A 16,447-nucleotide genomic window follows, 5' to 3' on the forward strand; every position below is an offset into this window, starting at 1 on the left:
CAGCTTCACTCTTATGCGATAACGATATTATTAAACGCGCCGTATCCGCCCGCGTAAAATTTACCGAAAGCGGCTAGCTGCGCTTATTTCTCTTCGTACTCGCTTGCTTTGGGTATGCAGACGCAGTTTGGATCAAGCTTTGAAGAGGCTGCGTTAAATTTTAATCTGGCCGCCAGGCATAAAATGCACGCCGTAATGATCCCTGCTACGGCAAAGGCATTTATACCGCTAATAGCCGCGGCTAGCCCCAAGGCGCCGCCTAGATACATGGCGCACAAAACAAGATCCTTATCGATCTTGCCGCGAAAGATGATGGCGAAAAATAGCGCCGTCGCCACGCCGCTTACGAAGATGTTGCTCGCTGCGAAGAGATAGTTTAAAATTTCGCCCCCGAAGCTTGCTAAAAGTAGCGCGATCGCGCCGAAACCTAGCGTAGCGATGCGGTAAATTTTTAGATCCTCGCTTCGCAAAATATCGTGCGCGAAGATGCTAGAAGCCGTGATCAAGCAGGTGTCCGCAGAGGATATGATCGCCGCCAATAGTCCCAGCATCAAAACCGAGCCCAACGACGCAGGCAGCGCATTAAAAAGGCTTACGTTAAGCAGATTTTCGCCGCTCGTGCCGGCGGTCGCAAGGCTCATCGCACCGAAACCTATAAAAGCGATCATTATGCTGCTGATTGCGATTCCAAAAGCACCGAAGATAGAGCCCAGGATCGCCGCGCGCTCGTCCTTTGCGCTTAAAATTCTAGAAAATAGCATCGGATCGATCACGTAGCTAGTACCGATAACCAGCAGATAATATCCGATCTTATCGTATCCGAAGGTGTCATTTTTGAGCGTAAAATTTACATTTTCAAATACCTGCGGCGAATTAAAATTTAGCCAGAGCAAAACTGCCAAAAACGCCGCGATTACGATAGCGTATTGATATACATCACTTCTAATGACCGCTCTTTGTCCGCCCAAAATCGTATAAACGGTGATGACCGCGCCTCCGATGAGTAACGAGGAGTTGAAATTTAGATCAAACGTCGAGAGTATGCGTGCGCTAGCGCTAAACTGCGCCGCTAAAATAGCGCACCACGCCACGCAAATGATAACCGCGCTAACGAGCCTGGCTCTTTTGTCGATAAAAATTTCTGCTATCTGCGCGAAAGTCAGCGCCTTGCTCGCGCGTAGAATTTTCGCAATAAAAATCGCTAAAATCATCAGTCCGATCGCGCCGCTTAAAAGCCACCAAACCGCGGCAAATCCATACTTTTGCATATTCGATACCACGCCGATCGTAGCTGCGCCGCCCACGCAGGTAGCGACTATCGAAAAAGCAATCTCAAAAGCGCTTGCCTTTCTGTCCGCGACCAAAAAGCCCTCAAGGGCGGTCTTTTTGCGAAATTCCAAGAAGCCTAGCAAAAGTAGAAATATGATAAATACGATTAAAATTTGCAATCTTATCCTTTATAAATTTTTAATTTTACCGCATCGCGGATCGCTTCGCAAAGCGCCTGCGTATCGCTTCTGGGCGTGATGAACGGCGGCATGAGATAGATGTTTTTGCCAAAGGGTCTGATCCAGACGCCCCTTTTTACGAAAAATTCCTGCAGCGCCTCTACGTCCACTGCCTCCTTCATCTCTACGACGCCGATAGCGCCCAAGGTGCGAACGTCTGCCACGCCGTCTAAGCTCCTGCACCCCCTCAGGCCCTCTTGCAGGTCTGAGTGGATTTGCGCGACCTTCTGCGCCGTGTCCTGCGCGCATAAAATTTCTAAATTTTTAAGCGAAACGGCACAAGCTAGAGGATTTGCCATGAAGGTCGGTCCGTGCATCAAAACGCCGCCGTTTCTGCTCACGCCGTGCGCGATCTTTTCGTTCGTCAAAACCGCCGCAAAGCTCATAAATCCGCCGCTTAGCGCCTTGCCTATGCAGATTATGTCGGGCGCCGCGCTACAGTATTCGTATGCAAATACCCTGCCCGTGCGCCAAAAGCCGGTGGCGATCTCGTCAAAGATAAGCACTGCGTTCGCTTCGTCGCACAGCTCGCGGAGACGGTCTAAAAATTTCGGATGGTAAAACCACATCCCGCCAGCTCCCTGGACGATAGGCTCGATTATGATGGCTGCGATCTCATCTTTGTTTTCTTTAAAAATTTTAGAAATTTTATCCGTGCTAGATGGGTCAAACGGCGCGTCGAAGCGACAGCTCGGGCGCGGCGCAAAAATTTGACGCGCCAAGATACCGCTAAATAGCGAATGCATGCCGGTGACCGGATCGCAAACGCTCATCGCGCCGAACGTATCGCCGTGGTACCCGCCTCTGACGGTTAAAATTTTATTCTTTTTAGGCGATACGTTTTGCTGATAGCAGATCGCCGCTTTCAATGCCACCTCGACCGCTACCGAGCCGCTGTCCGCGTAAAAGATGCGATCAAATTGCGGCAACATCGAGAGTAGCTTTTTGCCTAAATTTACCGCGGGCGCGTGGGTAAGCCCGCCGAACATCACATGAGAAAATTCCTTCATCTGCGCGGTCGCCGCGGCATTTAACGTCTCGCTGCCGTATCCTTGCACGGCGCACCACCAAGAGCTCATCCCGTCGATCAGCGCGCCCTGCGTCGTGTAGATTTTATTGCCTTCGGCGCGGAGCACGCCGTGCGCCTTAAGCGGATGCGTCGCGGAAGTGTAGGGGTGCCAAAGATGCTTCGCATCGAAGTTTAGATCAATGGGGCCCGTGTTTGAAGCACTCATGAGCGGCGGCGCGACGTGGCTGCTTTTAATTTCGCCGTCTTGTTCGCAGACCTGCGCTGTGTCCAAAGCAAAGCAAGCATCGCTATTTTTAGAATTTTCATCTAAATTTGCATCCTTCTGACCCCTTTGCGCCGCATCCAAGGCTATCGCAGCGGTTTCGTTTAAATTTGCCGCGCCCGCGTCCATCTGCGACGGATCGTTAAAATTTAGCGAGGCGATAAAATTTTCAAAAGAGCGTGCTGCCGCTGCAAAGTCGTCTTTTTGAAATTTGCGTAGCGATATGACGGGTATGCCTTTGAGTTTGCTTTTCAGATACGCTGCGTTCGATACGCAAATTTCGTCCTTTTCGTCGGTGAAATTCAGAACCAGTGCTGCGATTTTAAGCCCGTGCGAGCGCAGGACATAGACGCTGCAAAGTGCGCTGTTTATTGCGCCCAGCTCGTTTTTGCAGACCAGAACGATCGGCGCATCTACCGCTCTCATCACGTCTAAAAAGCTCTCGTGCGAATTTAGCGGCACGAAAATACCGCCTGCGCCTTCGATCAGCGTGATTTCGCGCTGCGCCGAATGAGCGTCGATAAATTTTAAAATTTCATCCGTCTTGATCTCTCGATGCTCTAAACTCGCGCTGTAATGCGGCGAAGCCGGAAATTTAAACGCATAAATCGGCGCAATGTCGCTATATGCGTTTACTTTAGCATATTCGCTCACATCCGGCGCGACAAGCCTGCCGCCGCTCATCTCACATCCCGTCTGCACGGGCTTTAGCGCGATTGCGGTGCGACCGCTTTGCAAAAACGCCCGCAGAAGCGAAGCCGTAACGAATGTCTTTCCTACCTCCGTATTCACGGCGGTTACAAAAAATTTCAATCTCGCTCCTTAAAAGCCTATCATAACTGAAATCAAATAGCGGCGTTGAAAAGAGGTACCGCACTAAACCCAAGCGAATGTCGATCGCAAGTAAAGTAGGGCGGTCGACAAAAAGGATAAAAACATATAAAAGAAGAGATTCCCGCAAAGTAAGGCATGGCGCAGGAAGCGCAAATTTGGACGCATTATAAAATTTTAGCCTTTGCGGTTACGGATTTTATTTTGAGTTCGTAAATTTTCGTGCGCTTTAATGATGCTCTGGAGGCGAACTCCACGCGCGACATGTAGTTTGGGGTGTATTTTTCGCACAGTATTCGCAGGGCATAAATTTTACGCTCGTCATCTTCTACTTCGCTTGCTTCGCAAACGGCGATCGCGCTACGGTACTCCGTCGTATAAACTCTAGAGCCTAAAGCGGCAGCATCGTTTGCGATAGATCGGTATTCTTCGTCGCTTGGGGTAGGAACGCGGTTGTAGCTAACAAAAACCGCCGTTACCGCGCGTCCGCTTTGAAAGAGTTTTGCTTTTGTGCCGGCAGGCGCACCGTGAATATAAATAATGTCTGCATCGCGCACCGGCGAGATAGGCACACTAAAAATTTCGCCGCTATCGTCTATGCAGCTAAGCGTAGCGTATTCGCTCTCGTCGATGATTTTTAACGCCTCATCTTCGCTTAGCTGCCTATCTCGTCTGCGCATTTAGTCCATCTGGTTTCGTAGGAATGCGGGCTCGTCGAGCTCGTCGTAAGTCTCGTCTCCGTTAAAATCGCCGCTACTTACCTTTTGTCTAGAAAAGATAGAATTTCGACCCATGCTCTCTAAAAGCGCCTTCCTACGATCCGCTACGTTATCGCTGGCGACCTGCTTTTTTTCCTCGATGCTCCTTTCAAAGCCGGTGGCGATGAGAGTAACTTCGACGCGGTTGTTTTCCATCTTAGGATCGGTGGTGGTGCCCCAAGTAACGTCGGCATCCTTATCCACTGTATCTTCGATGATATTCATCGCGGATTCGATCTCAAGCAAGGAGCAATCAGGCGACATCTTAAAATGCACTAGCACACCCATAGCGCCGTGGATGGAGGTGTTATCCAAAAGCGGAGATTGGATCGCACTTTTTAGCGCTTCTTCTGCTGCGCCATCACCTTCGCTAACGCCGATACCCATAAGCGCCAAACCGCGGTGCGTCATTACCTTTTTTACGTCGGCATAATCGACATTGATATCGCTATCGCCAGACTCTAAGATCACGGAGATCATACCGTTTACGGCTTGGAATAGGACATTATCTACGATTTTAAAGGCATCTTTTAGGCCGGTTTTTTTATCGATGATCTTCAATAAATTTTGATTTGGGATAACGATTATGGAATCGCACTCTTTTTTAAGCTCTTCAAGACCCTCTTGTGCTAATCGCATGCGCTTTTTGCCCTCAAAACCGAAAGGGGTGGTAACGACGCCGATAGTTAGCGCTTTTTTCTCTTTCGCAGCTTTTGCAACGATAGGTGCAGCGCCCGTACCAGTACCGCCACCTAGACCGGAGCCCACGAAAACGATGTCGGAGTAGTCCAAGCGGTCCTTAAGATCGTCGTAGTTCTCCTCCGCAGCCATCTTAGCAAGCGCTGGATCCATACCGCAGCCAAGGCCTTTGGTGGTGTTTTCGCCTAGTAAAATTCTAGTATTTGCGATCGACTTTTCTAACGCCTGTGCGTCGGTGTTAGCCACCATAAGCTCAACGTCGGTTTTGGTAAATCCTTCACGAATCATATGATTTATCATGTTGCATCCGCCGCCGCCGACGCCGATAACCTTCATCTTGGCACCGTAGATGCCCTTTCTTTCTTCCATACTATATCCTTTCACGAGTATCTCCTTAGCTTAAAATTTAAAACCAATTTTTCATAGACGACCAAATTTTATTGAAAAAATTCTGTCCGTCTTTTTTGGGAAGTTGGATATTTAGATCCTCCTTCTTAGCCACACCGTTATCCGCTCTGACGCCCTCTTTTTCTATTGCCTTACTGACCTCTTTTTCATAATATTCGTTCACGTTTCGCTTCGGAGCTTTATTTATAACTTCGTCCTTGTAGCGGAGTTTGCCGTTAGAGTCCATCTCGTAAGGGGTGAATTCGCCGAAACCATACATGCAAAGTCCTAGTGCGCAAGAATTTGAAATATCATCAGCAATCTCGTGTAGACCGCCCACGCTTTTTGCTCTTGCAACCCTAACGGAAGTATTATCAAAAACTATCGCCGCTAAATCACGCACATCGTCTAGCTTCGCCATACCGCCCGTGATTACAATACCTGCGCCTATGCGGTCTTTATAGCCGCTTCTTTCGATCTTATCGGCTATCATATCGAAGGTCTCTTTAACGCGAGCCAGGATGACTTGAGAGATGATCTCAAGGCTTATGATATGGTTTTCTGACTCGCTATCTCCTAAAGCAGGCAGCTCGACTTCGCTATTGCCTTGATTTATTAGATCGTTATAAGTAATTTTAATGTTTTCCGCATACGGAAGCGGCGTGTGTAGAGCGCGCGATAGATCGTTAGTAACGTTATTGGAGCCGAACATAACCACATCGTTATAACGCAAGGAATTTCCCAGGTGGATGACTATATCGCAAGTAGCACCGCCCATATCGATCAGTACGACACCTAGCTCTTTTTCGTCCTTGCTAAGCGTAGATATAGAAGATGCATAGCCAGAAAGGACGATGTTATCTACCTTTACGCCCGCCATCTCAACGGATTTTTTCAAATTTTTAATAGAGCTTTCCGGCGCGATGACGATATGTGTAGATACCTCTAGGCGAGTTCCGCTCATGCCGAGCGGATCTTCGATGTGTTCCTGCTCATCGACTCTAAAATCATACGGAAGCACATGCAAAATCACGCTATCGCTAGGCACATTTGCTTGCGCTTCAGCAACCTGCATGGCACGCTTGATTTCATCCAGCCCGATCTCATTTTCCATGGTTATGACACCGCGAGATTTAACGCTTTTAGCATATGAGCCAGAGATAGATATAATGGCTTTATCATAGCTTCTGCCAGCGCCTTTTACCGCTGCTTTCACTGCCTGTTTTATTGAGCCCGCGGCTTGCTCTATGTTTGTTATAACGCCCTTTTTGATACCTAAAGTATCGGCTCCGCCAACGCCTAAGACCGTAAAAATGCCATCATTTTTAGCGATTATCGCGCGAATTTTAGTCGAGCCTATATCTAGACCTAAAATATATTCACTCACTGTCTTTACCTTTAAAATATCTTTCGGTTTTATAGCGCTTTTCTAGCATTTTGGTTAGATCGTCTTGCAGATTGGAATTTAATAACGTGGTTATCCTATCAGCTACGATCGTTTTTTCTTTATCTATCTCTTCGCTGTCGCCTAGGCTCTGCTGTGAAATTTTATACACTACGGCTTTGTTATCAAACATCACTATACCTTCTTTCGCGGGCTTATTAAACATATCGATAAGAAATTTATAAAATTCGTCATCGCTTAGCTTGGTATTATTTTTACTATTAAGAGATAGCGTGCCGAAATCTTCGCCTTTGAAATTTTTAAGCGAATTTTGAGCTCTTTTTTCAAGTAGCTCTTTGCGTTTCTTCGTTTCAAATTCTTTAGAAGCCAAAGACTTAGCCTCTTCAAAGCTCATCTGCCTAGGCTGCTCTACACCGTTTAGTTTAGCAATCAAATATCCACCTTTGTACTCGAAAGGCTTGATGACATCTCCTGGCTTTGCCACCTCAATCTCAGATATTGGAAAATTGCTAGCCGTAGCAACTATGGTTTCATTAGTATCGATTTTGCCTTTTTTAATATCTGGAAAATCTTTTTTTGCGATTTTTTTAGCCTGATCCATTCGGTAATCTTTTAAGACATTAGGTTTGGCTTCTGCAAAATCCAATAATTTATCATCTAGGCTTCTATACTTGCCTCTGTGTTCTTCATAAAATTTACTTAGTTCGGTCTCATTCACATCGGCATTGCTAGGTGCCACAAAATATGTTCCTAGAGTATATTTTTTCTCGGTCATAAAGTGCGATTTCTCGCCTTCCCAAAATTTCTTTAGCTCGTCGTCGTTAAAAGTGACGTTAGCGTCTGCGTAGATTATCTCTGCAGAAACCTTATCCTGCATCAGCTGTGATGCTGCAAATGCTTCTACGATCTTAGGGCTAGGCGTTATTTTTAGTGCTTTGCCGAGCTTTTCTAAAGTTAGGACCCTTTGTAGATTGCGCTCAAATTCCTTTTTAGTAAGTCCTGAATTCCTTACGACATTATCGTAAAGTTCCTTACTAAATGCGCCATTTTCTTGGAAATTCGGCGAGTTTAGCACAAATTCCGCCACATCTTTATCACTAGCCTGAACGCCTAAGTCTTTAGCAAAATTTAGAAAATACGCTTCGCCGATTAGCTGATCTACTGCGATCTGATCTAGATGCATATTTTTGGCTTGTTCTTGAGTAAATTGCCCATCGCTCATAGCACTCAGCCTGTTGTATAGTTCGGAATATTTTGTGTTTAGTTCTTGATTTGTTATAGAGATCTGCCCTACTCTAGCGATTGAGCCTGCACGGTTAGCGTTCATATCATATGCGCCCCAGCCGACGAAGCCTGCGCCCACGAAAGCTATCGTGCTTATCCAAATAGTCGGTATAAGCGACTTCTTATGCTTTTGCATCCATTCTATCATCTAAATCCTTAAATAGCTAACTAAAGAAAATTTTTGTTAGTAATTATACAGATAAAACCTTATGTAAGGCTGAAAAATAGGCATTTTTAGCGAATTATAACGCGTTAGTAAATGATTTGGTATACATTAATCTTAGCTTAGCAAAAGTAGCTTTGAACTCATTTCTAAAATCGCTATTTTTTTCGCCATTTGCTGCGCGCTCCTTGCATGGGCAAAAACCCCATAGCCGCGAATCACCATTATATCGCTATTTTCATTTATCATATAGTTACAAATTTCATACGGCGCACGCTCGTGCCAGTCGTCGTAGTTCTTAGGATCGTAAATTTCAATGCGCCTAAATTTGCCCACCCCAAAGTAATCTCGCGGCAAAATAAAATCATGCTCCAGCGTATATGCGACGAGATATGGTGGTGTCGCGTAGGTTACAAATTTTGCCTCTTTTATATTTTTGTAGATATTTATATGTATGTCACTATCGATGCTAGCATCCTGCCAGCGGTAGTCTTTTTTTGAAAACAGCGTTATAAAATCATCCCTATTCAGGCTATCGAAAATCGCGTCTTTTTTGTTGATCAAGAACTGATTTTCTTTAATTTTTGCTGAAATCGAGCCGTGAAAGATCCCAAAAAGCCTATCTCTAAACATCGAAAGCGAAATTTTTCGTAAAATTTCATAATAATACTCGTCCATCTCTTGCCTTTATAAAAAATTTCGCTATTATATAGGATTAGAAATTTCAAAAGGATAAATTCAGGTGCAAGCTCCACATATTCCGGTACTTTTTTCGCAAACGATCGCCGCATTTTCGCAGCTTGAGGACGGCTACGTTATCGACTGCACACTAGGCTACGGAGGGCACAGCGAGGGCATTTTGACCGCTAATCCGCAGCTTAAGCTTATCGCTTGCGACAGAGATGCCGAAGCGATAGAATTTTCGCGCGAGCGGCTTAGTAAATTTAAAGATCGCATAGAAATTCACAAAGCAAAATTTAGCGAAATTTTAGAAATTCTGCCCGAGCAAAAGCTCCGCGCAGTTCGCGGGATATTAGCCGACATCGGCGTTTCATCTCTTCAGCTGGATAAAAACTGTCGCGGCTTTTCCACTAAAAGCGACGCGCTGGATATGCGAATGAACGAAAGCGCAACGCTAGATGCGGCGTATGTCGTAAACCGCTACTCGCAAGCGGATCTAGCGCGCATTTTCCGCGAATACGGCGAGCTAACAAATGCTAACGCAATCGCCTCCAAAATAGCTACTGCGCGGGCTAACGCACCACTAACAAGCGCCAAAGCTTTGGCAAATTTAATCGGAACGAAGCCCGTTAAAGGGCGTAGCATCAGCACGGCTACGCTAGCATTTCAGGCGATCCGCATCGAGGTAAACGACGAGCTTAGCGAACTAAAGCGCCTGCTGGCGCTCATTGAGCAAAAATCGCGTGATTCAATTCTAACTAATGCAACTGTCGCTATAATTTCATTCCATTCGCTTGAAGATCGCATAGTAAAGGAGCAATTTAGAGCGTGGGAGCGCGATTGCGTCTGTCCTAGCGAGTTTATGCGCTGCGAATGCGGCGGCGGGCATTCGTTAGGCAAAATCCTAACTAAAAGCCCTATAACGGCGGATGCGCAGGAACTCGCACAAAATTCTCGAGCAGCGAGCGCGAAGCTTAGAATTTTTCGGCTAAAATAACCGCCTTTGCTTGCTATGAATTTTAAATTTTGACGAAATTTTGTAAAATTTATAGATTTGCAGGCATTAAATTTTAAAATTTTACGGAATTTTGAAATTCAGCTTTCAAAGATTCGCTTTAGAATTTATGATATTTTCAGCGTTACTTCGAACGCGCAATGTCTAAATCATAAAATTTAACGTTGAATTTTACGCTAAATTTAATGTATAATTTTATGAGATTTAGCTGCTGCATATTTTAAAAGCTAAGTGACAGCGCAATACAGAACCGAGCGAGAGTTACAATTTGGCGCCTAAAGCAAGCGGCGTAATGCCAAATCTCGCCCTTTGCTTTAACGAAATTTTGTAAGCGAGCAGTAGTTTCATTGACATTTTAATGATAGAGCTTATCTTGCAAATAAATATCTACGCTTAACGTTTTAAGGCGCATCGAAGACGCAGTAAAAATTTTAAGCGGTTTTTCAGATGATTTGACAAAATTTTATAAATAGTCAATCTCGGTAAAGTGAGCTCGATTTTTACCTGTCAAAATGAATTTCCCAAGCAGGCGATGCAAAGGCGAGCAAAACTAACACGATGCTTCCTTTTGTAGCTTCCGCTGCTATACAGTATCATAATAAAGAGCGAGTAAAATTAACAAAAATAGCCGCTAAATTAAAATTTGCCTTTGCTGGCCGAGATAGAATTTGGCAAGTTAAGATAAAATTCCATTTACCGAGGTAAAATTGCAAATAAAAATTTTGCTCGTAGCTTTGCTTTTAAATTTTACCTTAACGGCTCATTGCTGGGCGCAGGCGAGCTGCGGGTTTCGAGCAGAATTTATCTTGACGCAAGCGCTTTGGCGGCGAGTAAAGATAAGACCGTGGTTTTAAATTTATGGAGATTTTAGATGAATAAATATGAATATTTTGCCGAAGACGATGACGGACACGACTTCGCAGGAACATCCGATCTAGCGGGCATAGAGCTTGCGAAAAGACGAGCTATGGAGGATCTGACGGATGAGGAGCTAGAGGATAAGCTTGCCGCGGATCTTTCCGTAAAACGAAACTACGCGAGCGCAGCGGGCGGTTACGACGATTTTACTAGCTTGGGATTCGAAAGTTCAGGCTTTACAAACACCCAAAACTACCTAAATTCAGAAAGCGGCGGAACAAAATTTAATAAAAGCAACAAAGCAAAATTTAAAGGACGCGACGACACAAATCTTTTAGCCAATCGAGGCAGCGAGAAATCCGCAACCGGAGCGAGCTACGGCGATTTCGCAGGCGCCAATTTTGTCGGCAAGGCGGATTACGCGGCGTTTGCGGGTGCGAACTTTACAGGCACGCAAAATCAAAATTACGCGGATATGGGCGCGCATGATTATGCAAGCCTTGCTGAAGGACGCGGTTACGGCAGTTTCGCGGGCGCACAAGACGAGCTACTACGCAACTACGATGCCGAGAAAAAAAAGGAGAAAAATCTCACGCTTTATCAGCTTTTAGTCGTTTATCTGCTGATCGGATTTGCGTTTTTGCTGACGGTGCCGGCGATTTACATCCGCAACGAAATTTATTACATCAGCCGCGACATCGCCGCTCTTCGCACTAAACACGAGGTTTTGCTTGAGGAAAATCGCGCGCTTAACAACGACATCGAATATCTACGCTATAAAAATGAAATTTTAGATCCACAAAGCGTGCAAGAAAATGGGCGCTGATGGGATTTTGCTCGCGGCGTTTGCATTTTTTGCTGCGCTAGTGCTTGCCCTGCTGATCGCGCTCGTGCTACAAAACCGCCGCATAAGCGATGCAAACTCCGCGCTTAGCGAGCTTTTAAGTGAAAGGCTCACGACTCAAAGTGCGAGAGCAAGTGCCGAGCTTTTTAAGCTAAATCAAAGCCTAAACGACGGCTTTAACGATAAGCTCTATTATCTTAATAGATCCCTAGGCGAGGGGTTGCAGCGCCAAAATAGCGCGCTTAGCGAGAATTTAAGCTCGCTAGATCGTGGCTTTAAGGACATAGCGGAAAATTTAGCGCGAATGAGCGAGCAAAATAAAACTTCACTGCAGGTGCGCGACGAAATCGCAAGGCTAAACTCGATTTTAGGCAACGTCAAGCTGCGTGGCAACTTCGGCGAGTACCGATTAGAGAGAATTTTATCGATGATCTATGGGCAAAACACCGCATTTTATGAGCTGCAAAAGCACCTACCAAACGGCAGGATCGCAGACTGCGCGCTGCATATCGCAAAAGGAAAAATCCTTTGCATCGACTCAAAATTCCCACTTCAAAGCTATGAAAAAATTATCGCCGCCTCCGCCTCAAACGACGCCGCAGCGCTTGCTAGTGCGGATAAGCAACTCGCCGCTGATATGAAAAAGCACGCCGCAGATATCGCGGAGAAATACATCATACCGCCTCTTAGCACGGAGTTTGCGGTGCTATTCGTGCCCAGCGAGGCGGTTTTCGTCTACGTCTGCGAGAAGCTGCCGCAGGTGCTTGAATACTGCGCGCAAATCGGCATTTTTGCGGCATCGCCCACGACGCTACTGGCGCTTTTAGGCACGATCCGCACCTTCGTAAAAGACGAGGCGCTCGCGCAAAATATAAAATCGGTAAAAGATGAAATTTACGCGCTAAAATCGGACTTTGAGGCGCATGCTAAGTATACGACGGCGCTTCAAACATACGCAGATAAGCTCGCCGTGCAAGCAGAGCTTTTAAACAAAAATACAAAATCTCTAAAAGCCCGCTTTGAGCGTTTTAGCGAACTGTGAGGCGGGCAAACGTAGCGTACAATGCAGCTTGGAGTGCTTTAGCAAGCTTATAACGCGGCGGAATTCCACAGGTGGGCGAGTGGCATTCAAATTAAATTTGCACCTCGCCTATTTTGCAAATAAAATTCCCATTTGGGGTAGATAGACGGAATTTAAAACTCAGCTTAATGGATTTGTTACGCGAGCAAGCAGAATTCAAAGGCTGTCTGACACGCATAAAATTTGATTAACTAAATTTCATGGGCGCGCGAGCTAATTCAATCCGCTTAAGCATTAAACGCCCTCGTCACGATGTGAGTAAGATCAATCGCTACGCTTTCCGCTCCAGAAATTCAGCGCTGCTATACCGAAACAAAATTTGACGCCACATATTGCATGCGTAAATTTGCGGTCGTGGGCAAATTCTACATTTCAGAGGTGAAATTCATGATTCATGAGCGAAATTTCGTATTTTGGCGAAACTTTAAAAAGCGGCTTATAGGCACTACGAATTTAAGACAATAGCGCTGCGAGCAGGATTAGCCGTTTGACGCTAAGAAATTTATGGGCGTTGCGCGGATATAATTTCAGATTTTGACAAAATTTCAAAAGCGATCTGCAAGCACGCAAAATTAATCTGCAATCCCAAAAGCTCGTAAATTTGCATTTTACGGCGACACAAAAACCTCGCGCATTAAAGCGTAGTCAAGATAAACATCGCACTAATACGCGGTGGTACTTTGGGCGGTTGGTGCAAGCGTAAAGCAAAAATCGCGGTTACTTGCAAGCTTAAACCCTCGCTCCGCATAAACAAGCCAAATAAAATTCTGCGCCGAATATTTCTGTCGCCATTCGTAAAATTTAAGCGCAATTTAACTTGCGAAATTTTACCAGCCACAGCAAGCGGCGTAAATTTTAAATTTAACTCGCGAAATTTTAAAGTCGTAGCATTCTGAGCGGCTAAATTATCGGCAAAGACCTTAAACTCTGCCTATCATAAAACTTTAGCTTTTGCATTGCAGGCTTGCACGGCTTTTTAAAATTATCCACCGGGCGACTTATTTTGTGAATCCAACGTTTATTCGGAGTAAAATTTCAAAAACGGGTACAAATCTCAAAACATACGCCGTATTTAAAAATACAAAAAGATTAGGCGCGCAATTTTACACGGCGGCAAGATGAAATTTTAAGTTCGACGCGACACCAAAACACACAAAATTCTCCTGCGAAATCATAAAATTCTAAAATTTCTCGACAAAAATCAAAGCCATGGCACTGCAAATTCGCCAAATACCTTCGCGCTAAAAATTCCAAAGCTCACCTTTGCAATCCAAAATAACTGAACGTCTAAATTCTGCGCGCAAATTAAAATTACCGAACGTAAAAACCGCATGCCAAGCGAAAAAATCGCACTGCACCTTAAAGCTATCCTAACGATCTCGTTTTACCGCCTTTATATGCCGCGAAAATCGCGCAGCAGGTCAAACCCGAGTAACAGGATTTTTGAGACCTGATTTTACGATCGATCCAAGCGCCTAGGCGCCAATTCAAATCTACTCGATGAAATTATTTATATTGAGGCTGCGAGGCTTTGACAGACGCATAAACGGGCATAACAGCCAACTCCACTCGACGGAATTTTTAGTGCGACTTTATACCGATCCGATTAATAAATCGTTCGTCGTCCGCCTCGCAGCTAAATTTTGGGGTATTGCTTTGCCACTTCAAGCCACTAATTCAAATCCGCGCGACGGAATTTTTGAGCGCGACTTCGCAACTTCAAGGCTTCGCGCCGATTCGATTAATAAATTGCGCGCTCCTTAGCCAATGCGCGCGTATGTGGCGCCGTTATATGATTACCGCAACTTGGCGCACCAAGCTAAATACGGGCATGAATAGACATCGTGCCCATGCTTCACGCCACGACTTTGTATCGCTAGATCCAAACGTACGTAATAAATTTTAGATATTTTTTTGCTTGACGCAAAATTTTCAATAGTTTTTAGAGATTTTATAAAATTTTAAGTGCTTTGCACCGCTGCGATACAGCCGTACAACCGCACCAAATCAGCGCTGCTACTTATCGGTCGCGCAATTTTCGTTGTAGTAGGCGATGGTGCGCTCGTACTCGTCGTAAGCCTGTATATAATCGTTCGCGACGCTTGGGTTTGCGTATCGATCCTCTACCGCCAAAAGCTTCGCCTCTAGCTCTTTGTAGCGCCCATAAACCTCCGCACAAGCACGATCATGGGCGTCACCCTGCAATATTATTGACTTATCAGGACCTGCACTCGCGCAGCCTCCGAGCCCTAAAACGACGGCGCAAAACGCACCACATAAAATTAAGCTTTTCAAAATTCTTTCCTTATTTCAAGTAAATAAATTCGGCGTAAAAAGAGGTGTGGTTATAAGCCGAGTTCCGTTACAGCGGTCATTTATCTAGACCGATTTTTGCAAATCGGTTCGAGCGAACGGTTCGAATATAAGACGAAACCACCCGTTCTTGCTGCAGGTTGGGTTTGCATTGCCGCTCGTGTCTCCACGCGCGCGGTGGGCTCTTACCCCGCCCTTTCACCCTTACCGCTTGCGCGGCGGTTTGCTTTCTGTTGTACTTTCCCTAGGGTTGCCCCCGGCGTCCGTTAGACGCAACCTTGTCTTATCGCAGCTCGGACTTTCCTCTCCTTGCGGAGCGACCGCACGCCACACCCGAGCGCAATTATAGCTTTTTTGGCTTAAATTTTGCGGCGCGCGGAATTTAAGGGGTGGAATTTTTGGCGTGAGCAAGTATAAACTCCCGGCCCTGCACCATTGCCGCTGGAGGATGACGACGATAAAGAAGCTAATAAATTAAATCACATCTTTAACAAAAAAGAGCATAAATTAGATGATTTTTTAAATAAATTTGAAAATAATCAACAACAAGCTTATAATGCTATAATTAAAAAACTTGAAAAAGATATGGCAAATAGTAAGTTGCCAAATAATTTTACTAATGGTCATAAAGTCAATATTAAAGGCTATGAAATTACTGTACGTGGAGTTATAAAAAATGGAAAACCAAAAATCGGAACGATGTTTATCCCTTGATAATTTTACGGATATTGCAAATATCGAAGCTGAAATTATTAAGCTAATAAGTGATGATTTAAGCGATTATGCGCTTTATGAGCAGTTTAAAAATTCAAAAATTACAAAAAGAGAGGTTTCGACAGCCGGATATTATTGCCATTTCAAGTGTAAAAAAATATTAGAAAAAAGCAAAAACAACGGTTTTATCGGCAATGTAAATTTAACGCTTTCTAATGAAAACATTGGAGGAGCAATGGTTCTTTTGGAAAATGGAATTTTAAAAATGTTAGAATGCTACTTTTGGGAAGAGAATAATTTTTTTGAAAATATGGTAAACGAGCGATAGTAGATAAAAGACTTAAGCGATTTTAAGCTTAATAATATTTTGCTGGTTATTGACGAAAATAAATTTGGACAACTATAAAAAGGTGAAATTTAGCAAATTTTACCTACGGCCGAGCAGAATAAAATTTTAAATTCTATGGCTTAGGCAAAACGGCGCGCTTCCTACGATGAAATTTCACGAAATTTCATAAAATTTTATCTACCGCGCAAATTTAAACCCACGTAGCTGGTTTTGAAATTCCGTAAAATTCCGCGCGATATGGCGTGATTTGACGTGGGCGTGACAT

13 protein-coding genes and 1 other RNA gene are annotated in these 16,447 nt (G+C 44.8%); 5 read left to right on the forward strand and 9 right to left on the reverse strand.

All coding sequences use genetic code 11. The features are described 5' to 3' along the window. Positions 1–83 precede the first annotated feature (83 nt). The 7 genes from Q0323_RS04735 to Q0323_RS04765 form a co-directional block, all read right to left on the reverse strand. Positions 84–1,448, reverse strand: coding sequence for a sodium:solute symporter (locus tag Q0323_RS04735; RefSeq protein WP_298052041.1), 1,365 nt, complete (start codon positions 1,446–1,448; stop codon positions 84–86). A 2-nt stretch (positions 1,449–1,450) separates the two neighbouring features. Then, the gene (gene bioA, locus Q0323_RS04740) at positions 1,451–3,613 is read right to left on the reverse strand and encodes an adenosylmethionine--8-amino-7-oxononanoate transaminase (RefSeq protein ID WP_298052044.1); all 2,163 of its coding nucleotides are present in this window, start codon (positions 3,611–3,613) and stop codon (positions 1,451–1,453) included. Positions 3,614–3,798: 185 nt separating this feature from the next. Next, the gene (locus Q0323_RS04745; RefSeq protein ID WP_298052047.1) at positions 3,799–4,311 is read right to left on the reverse strand and encodes a pyridoxamine 5'-phosphate oxidase family protein; all 513 of its coding nucleotides are present in this window, start codon (positions 4,309–4,311) and stop codon (positions 3,799–3,801) included. After that, positions 4,312–5,472 (reverse strand): cell division protein FtsZ, encoded by a 1,161-nt coding sequence (gene ftsZ / locus Q0323_RS04750; RefSeq protein ID WP_040303139.1) that lies wholly within the window; start codon positions 5,470–5,472, stop codon positions 4,312–4,314. A gap of 22 nt (positions 5,473–5,494) precedes the next feature. Continuing rightward, positions 5,495–6,862, reverse strand: coding sequence for a cell division protein FtsA (gene ftsA, locus Q0323_RS04755; protein WP_298052049.1), 1,368 nt, complete (start codon positions 6,860–6,862; stop codon positions 5,495–5,497). Beyond that, positions 6,855–8,312, reverse strand: a complete 1,458-nt coding sequence (locus Q0323_RS04760) for a peptidylprolyl isomerase (protein WP_298052051.1) — start codon at positions 8,310–8,312, stop codon at positions 6,855–6,857. Before Q0323_RS04760 ends, ftsA begins: the two co-directional genes overlap by 8 nt. Positions 8,313–8,444: 132 nt before the next feature. After that, positions 8,445–9,005 (reverse strand): class II aldolase and adducin N-terminal domain-containing protein, encoded by a 561-nt coding sequence (locus Q0323_RS04765; RefSeq protein ID WP_298052053.1) that lies wholly within the window; start codon positions 9,003–9,005, stop codon positions 8,445–8,447. Positions 9,006–9,069: 64 nt separating this feature from the next. Between Q0323_RS04765 and rsmH the strand changes: the two genes are divergently transcribed. From rsmH to Q0323_RS04780, 3 genes are all read left to right on the forward strand, one after another. Further along, on the forward strand, positions 9,070–10,005 hold the full coding sequence (gene rsmH, locus Q0323_RS04770; RefSeq protein WP_298052056.1) for a 16S rRNA (cytosine(1402)-N(4))-methyltransferase RsmH: 936 nt from the start codon (positions 9,070–9,072) through the stop codon (positions 10,003–10,005). Positions 10,006–10,894: 889 nt separating this feature from the next. Further along, positions 10,895–11,707 carry a hypothetical protein gene (locus Q0323_RS11265; RefSeq protein WP_366939554.1) on the forward strand — a complete coding sequence of 271 codons (813 nt, stop codon included), beginning with the start codon at positions 10,895–10,897 and terminating at the stop codon, positions 11,705–11,707. After that, positions 11,697–12,767, forward strand: a complete 1,071-nt coding sequence (locus Q0323_RS04780; protein WP_298052060.1) for a DNA recombination protein RmuC — start codon at positions 11,697–11,699, stop codon at positions 12,765–12,767. The genes Q0323_RS11265 and Q0323_RS04780 overlap by 11 nt, the downstream gene beginning before the upstream one ends. A gap of 2,055 nt (positions 12,768–14,822) precedes the next feature. Here the strand turns inward: Q0323_RS04780 and Q0323_RS04785 are convergent. Both Q0323_RS04785 and rnpB read right to left on the reverse strand, forming a co-directional pair. Further along, positions 14,823–15,101, reverse strand: a complete 279-nt coding sequence (locus Q0323_RS04785; protein WP_298052063.1) for a hypothetical protein — start codon at positions 15,099–15,101, stop codon at positions 14,823–14,825. A 37-nt stretch (positions 15,102–15,138) separates the two neighbouring features. After that, an RNA gene (gene rnpB / locus Q0323_RS04790) (RNase P RNA component class A) lies at positions 15,139–15,455 on the reverse strand. A gap of 99 nt (positions 15,456–15,554) precedes the next feature. On the opposite strand from rnpB, the gene Q0323_RS04795 reads away from it, so the two are divergent. Together Q0323_RS04795 and Q0323_RS04800 are read left to right on the forward strand one after the other, a co-directional pair. After that, a complete protein-coding gene (locus Q0323_RS04795; protein ID WP_298052066.1) occupies positions 15,555–15,833 on the forward strand; it encodes a hypothetical protein in 279 nt (92 codons plus the stop codon). Further along, the gene (locus Q0323_RS04800; protein WP_298052067.1) at positions 15,796–16,161 is read left to right on the forward strand and encodes a hypothetical protein; all 366 of its coding nucleotides are present in this window, start codon (positions 15,796–15,798) and stop codon (positions 16,159–16,161) included. Before Q0323_RS04795 ends, Q0323_RS04800 begins: the two co-directional genes overlap by 38 nt. Positions 16,162–16,447 lie beyond the last annotated feature (286 nt).

Origin of the sequence: uncultured Campylobacter sp. (genome assembly GCF_938030145.1) — a bacterium.
Lineage (GTDB): Bacteria > Campylobacterota > Campylobacteria > Campylobacterales > Campylobacteraceae > Campylobacter_B.

Coding starts and splice junctions, on each gene's coding strand:
- Q0323_RS04745 (WP_298052047.1), bottom strand. CDS start 4,311: ATGCGCAGACGAGATAGGCAGCTAAGCGAAGATGAGGCGTTAAAAATC.
- Q0323_RS04760 (WP_298052051.1), bottom strand. CDS start 8,312: ATGATAGAATGGATGCAAAAGCATAAGAAGTCGCTTATACCGACTATT.
- Q0323_RS04765 (WP_298052053.1), bottom strand. CDS start 9,005: ATGGACGAGTATTATTATGAAATTTTACGAAAAATTTCGCTTTCGATG.
- Q0323_RS11265 (WP_366939554.1), top strand. CDS start 10,895: ATGAATAAATATGAATATTTTGCCGAAGACGATGACGGACACGACTTC.
- Q0323_RS04780 (WP_298052060.1), top strand. CDS start 11,697: ATGGGCGCTGATGGGATTTTGCTCGCGGCGTTTGCATTTTTTGCTGCG.
- Q0323_RS04800 (WP_298052067.1), top strand. CDS start 15,796: ATGGAAAACCAAAAATCGGAACGATGTTTATCCCTTGATAATTTTACG.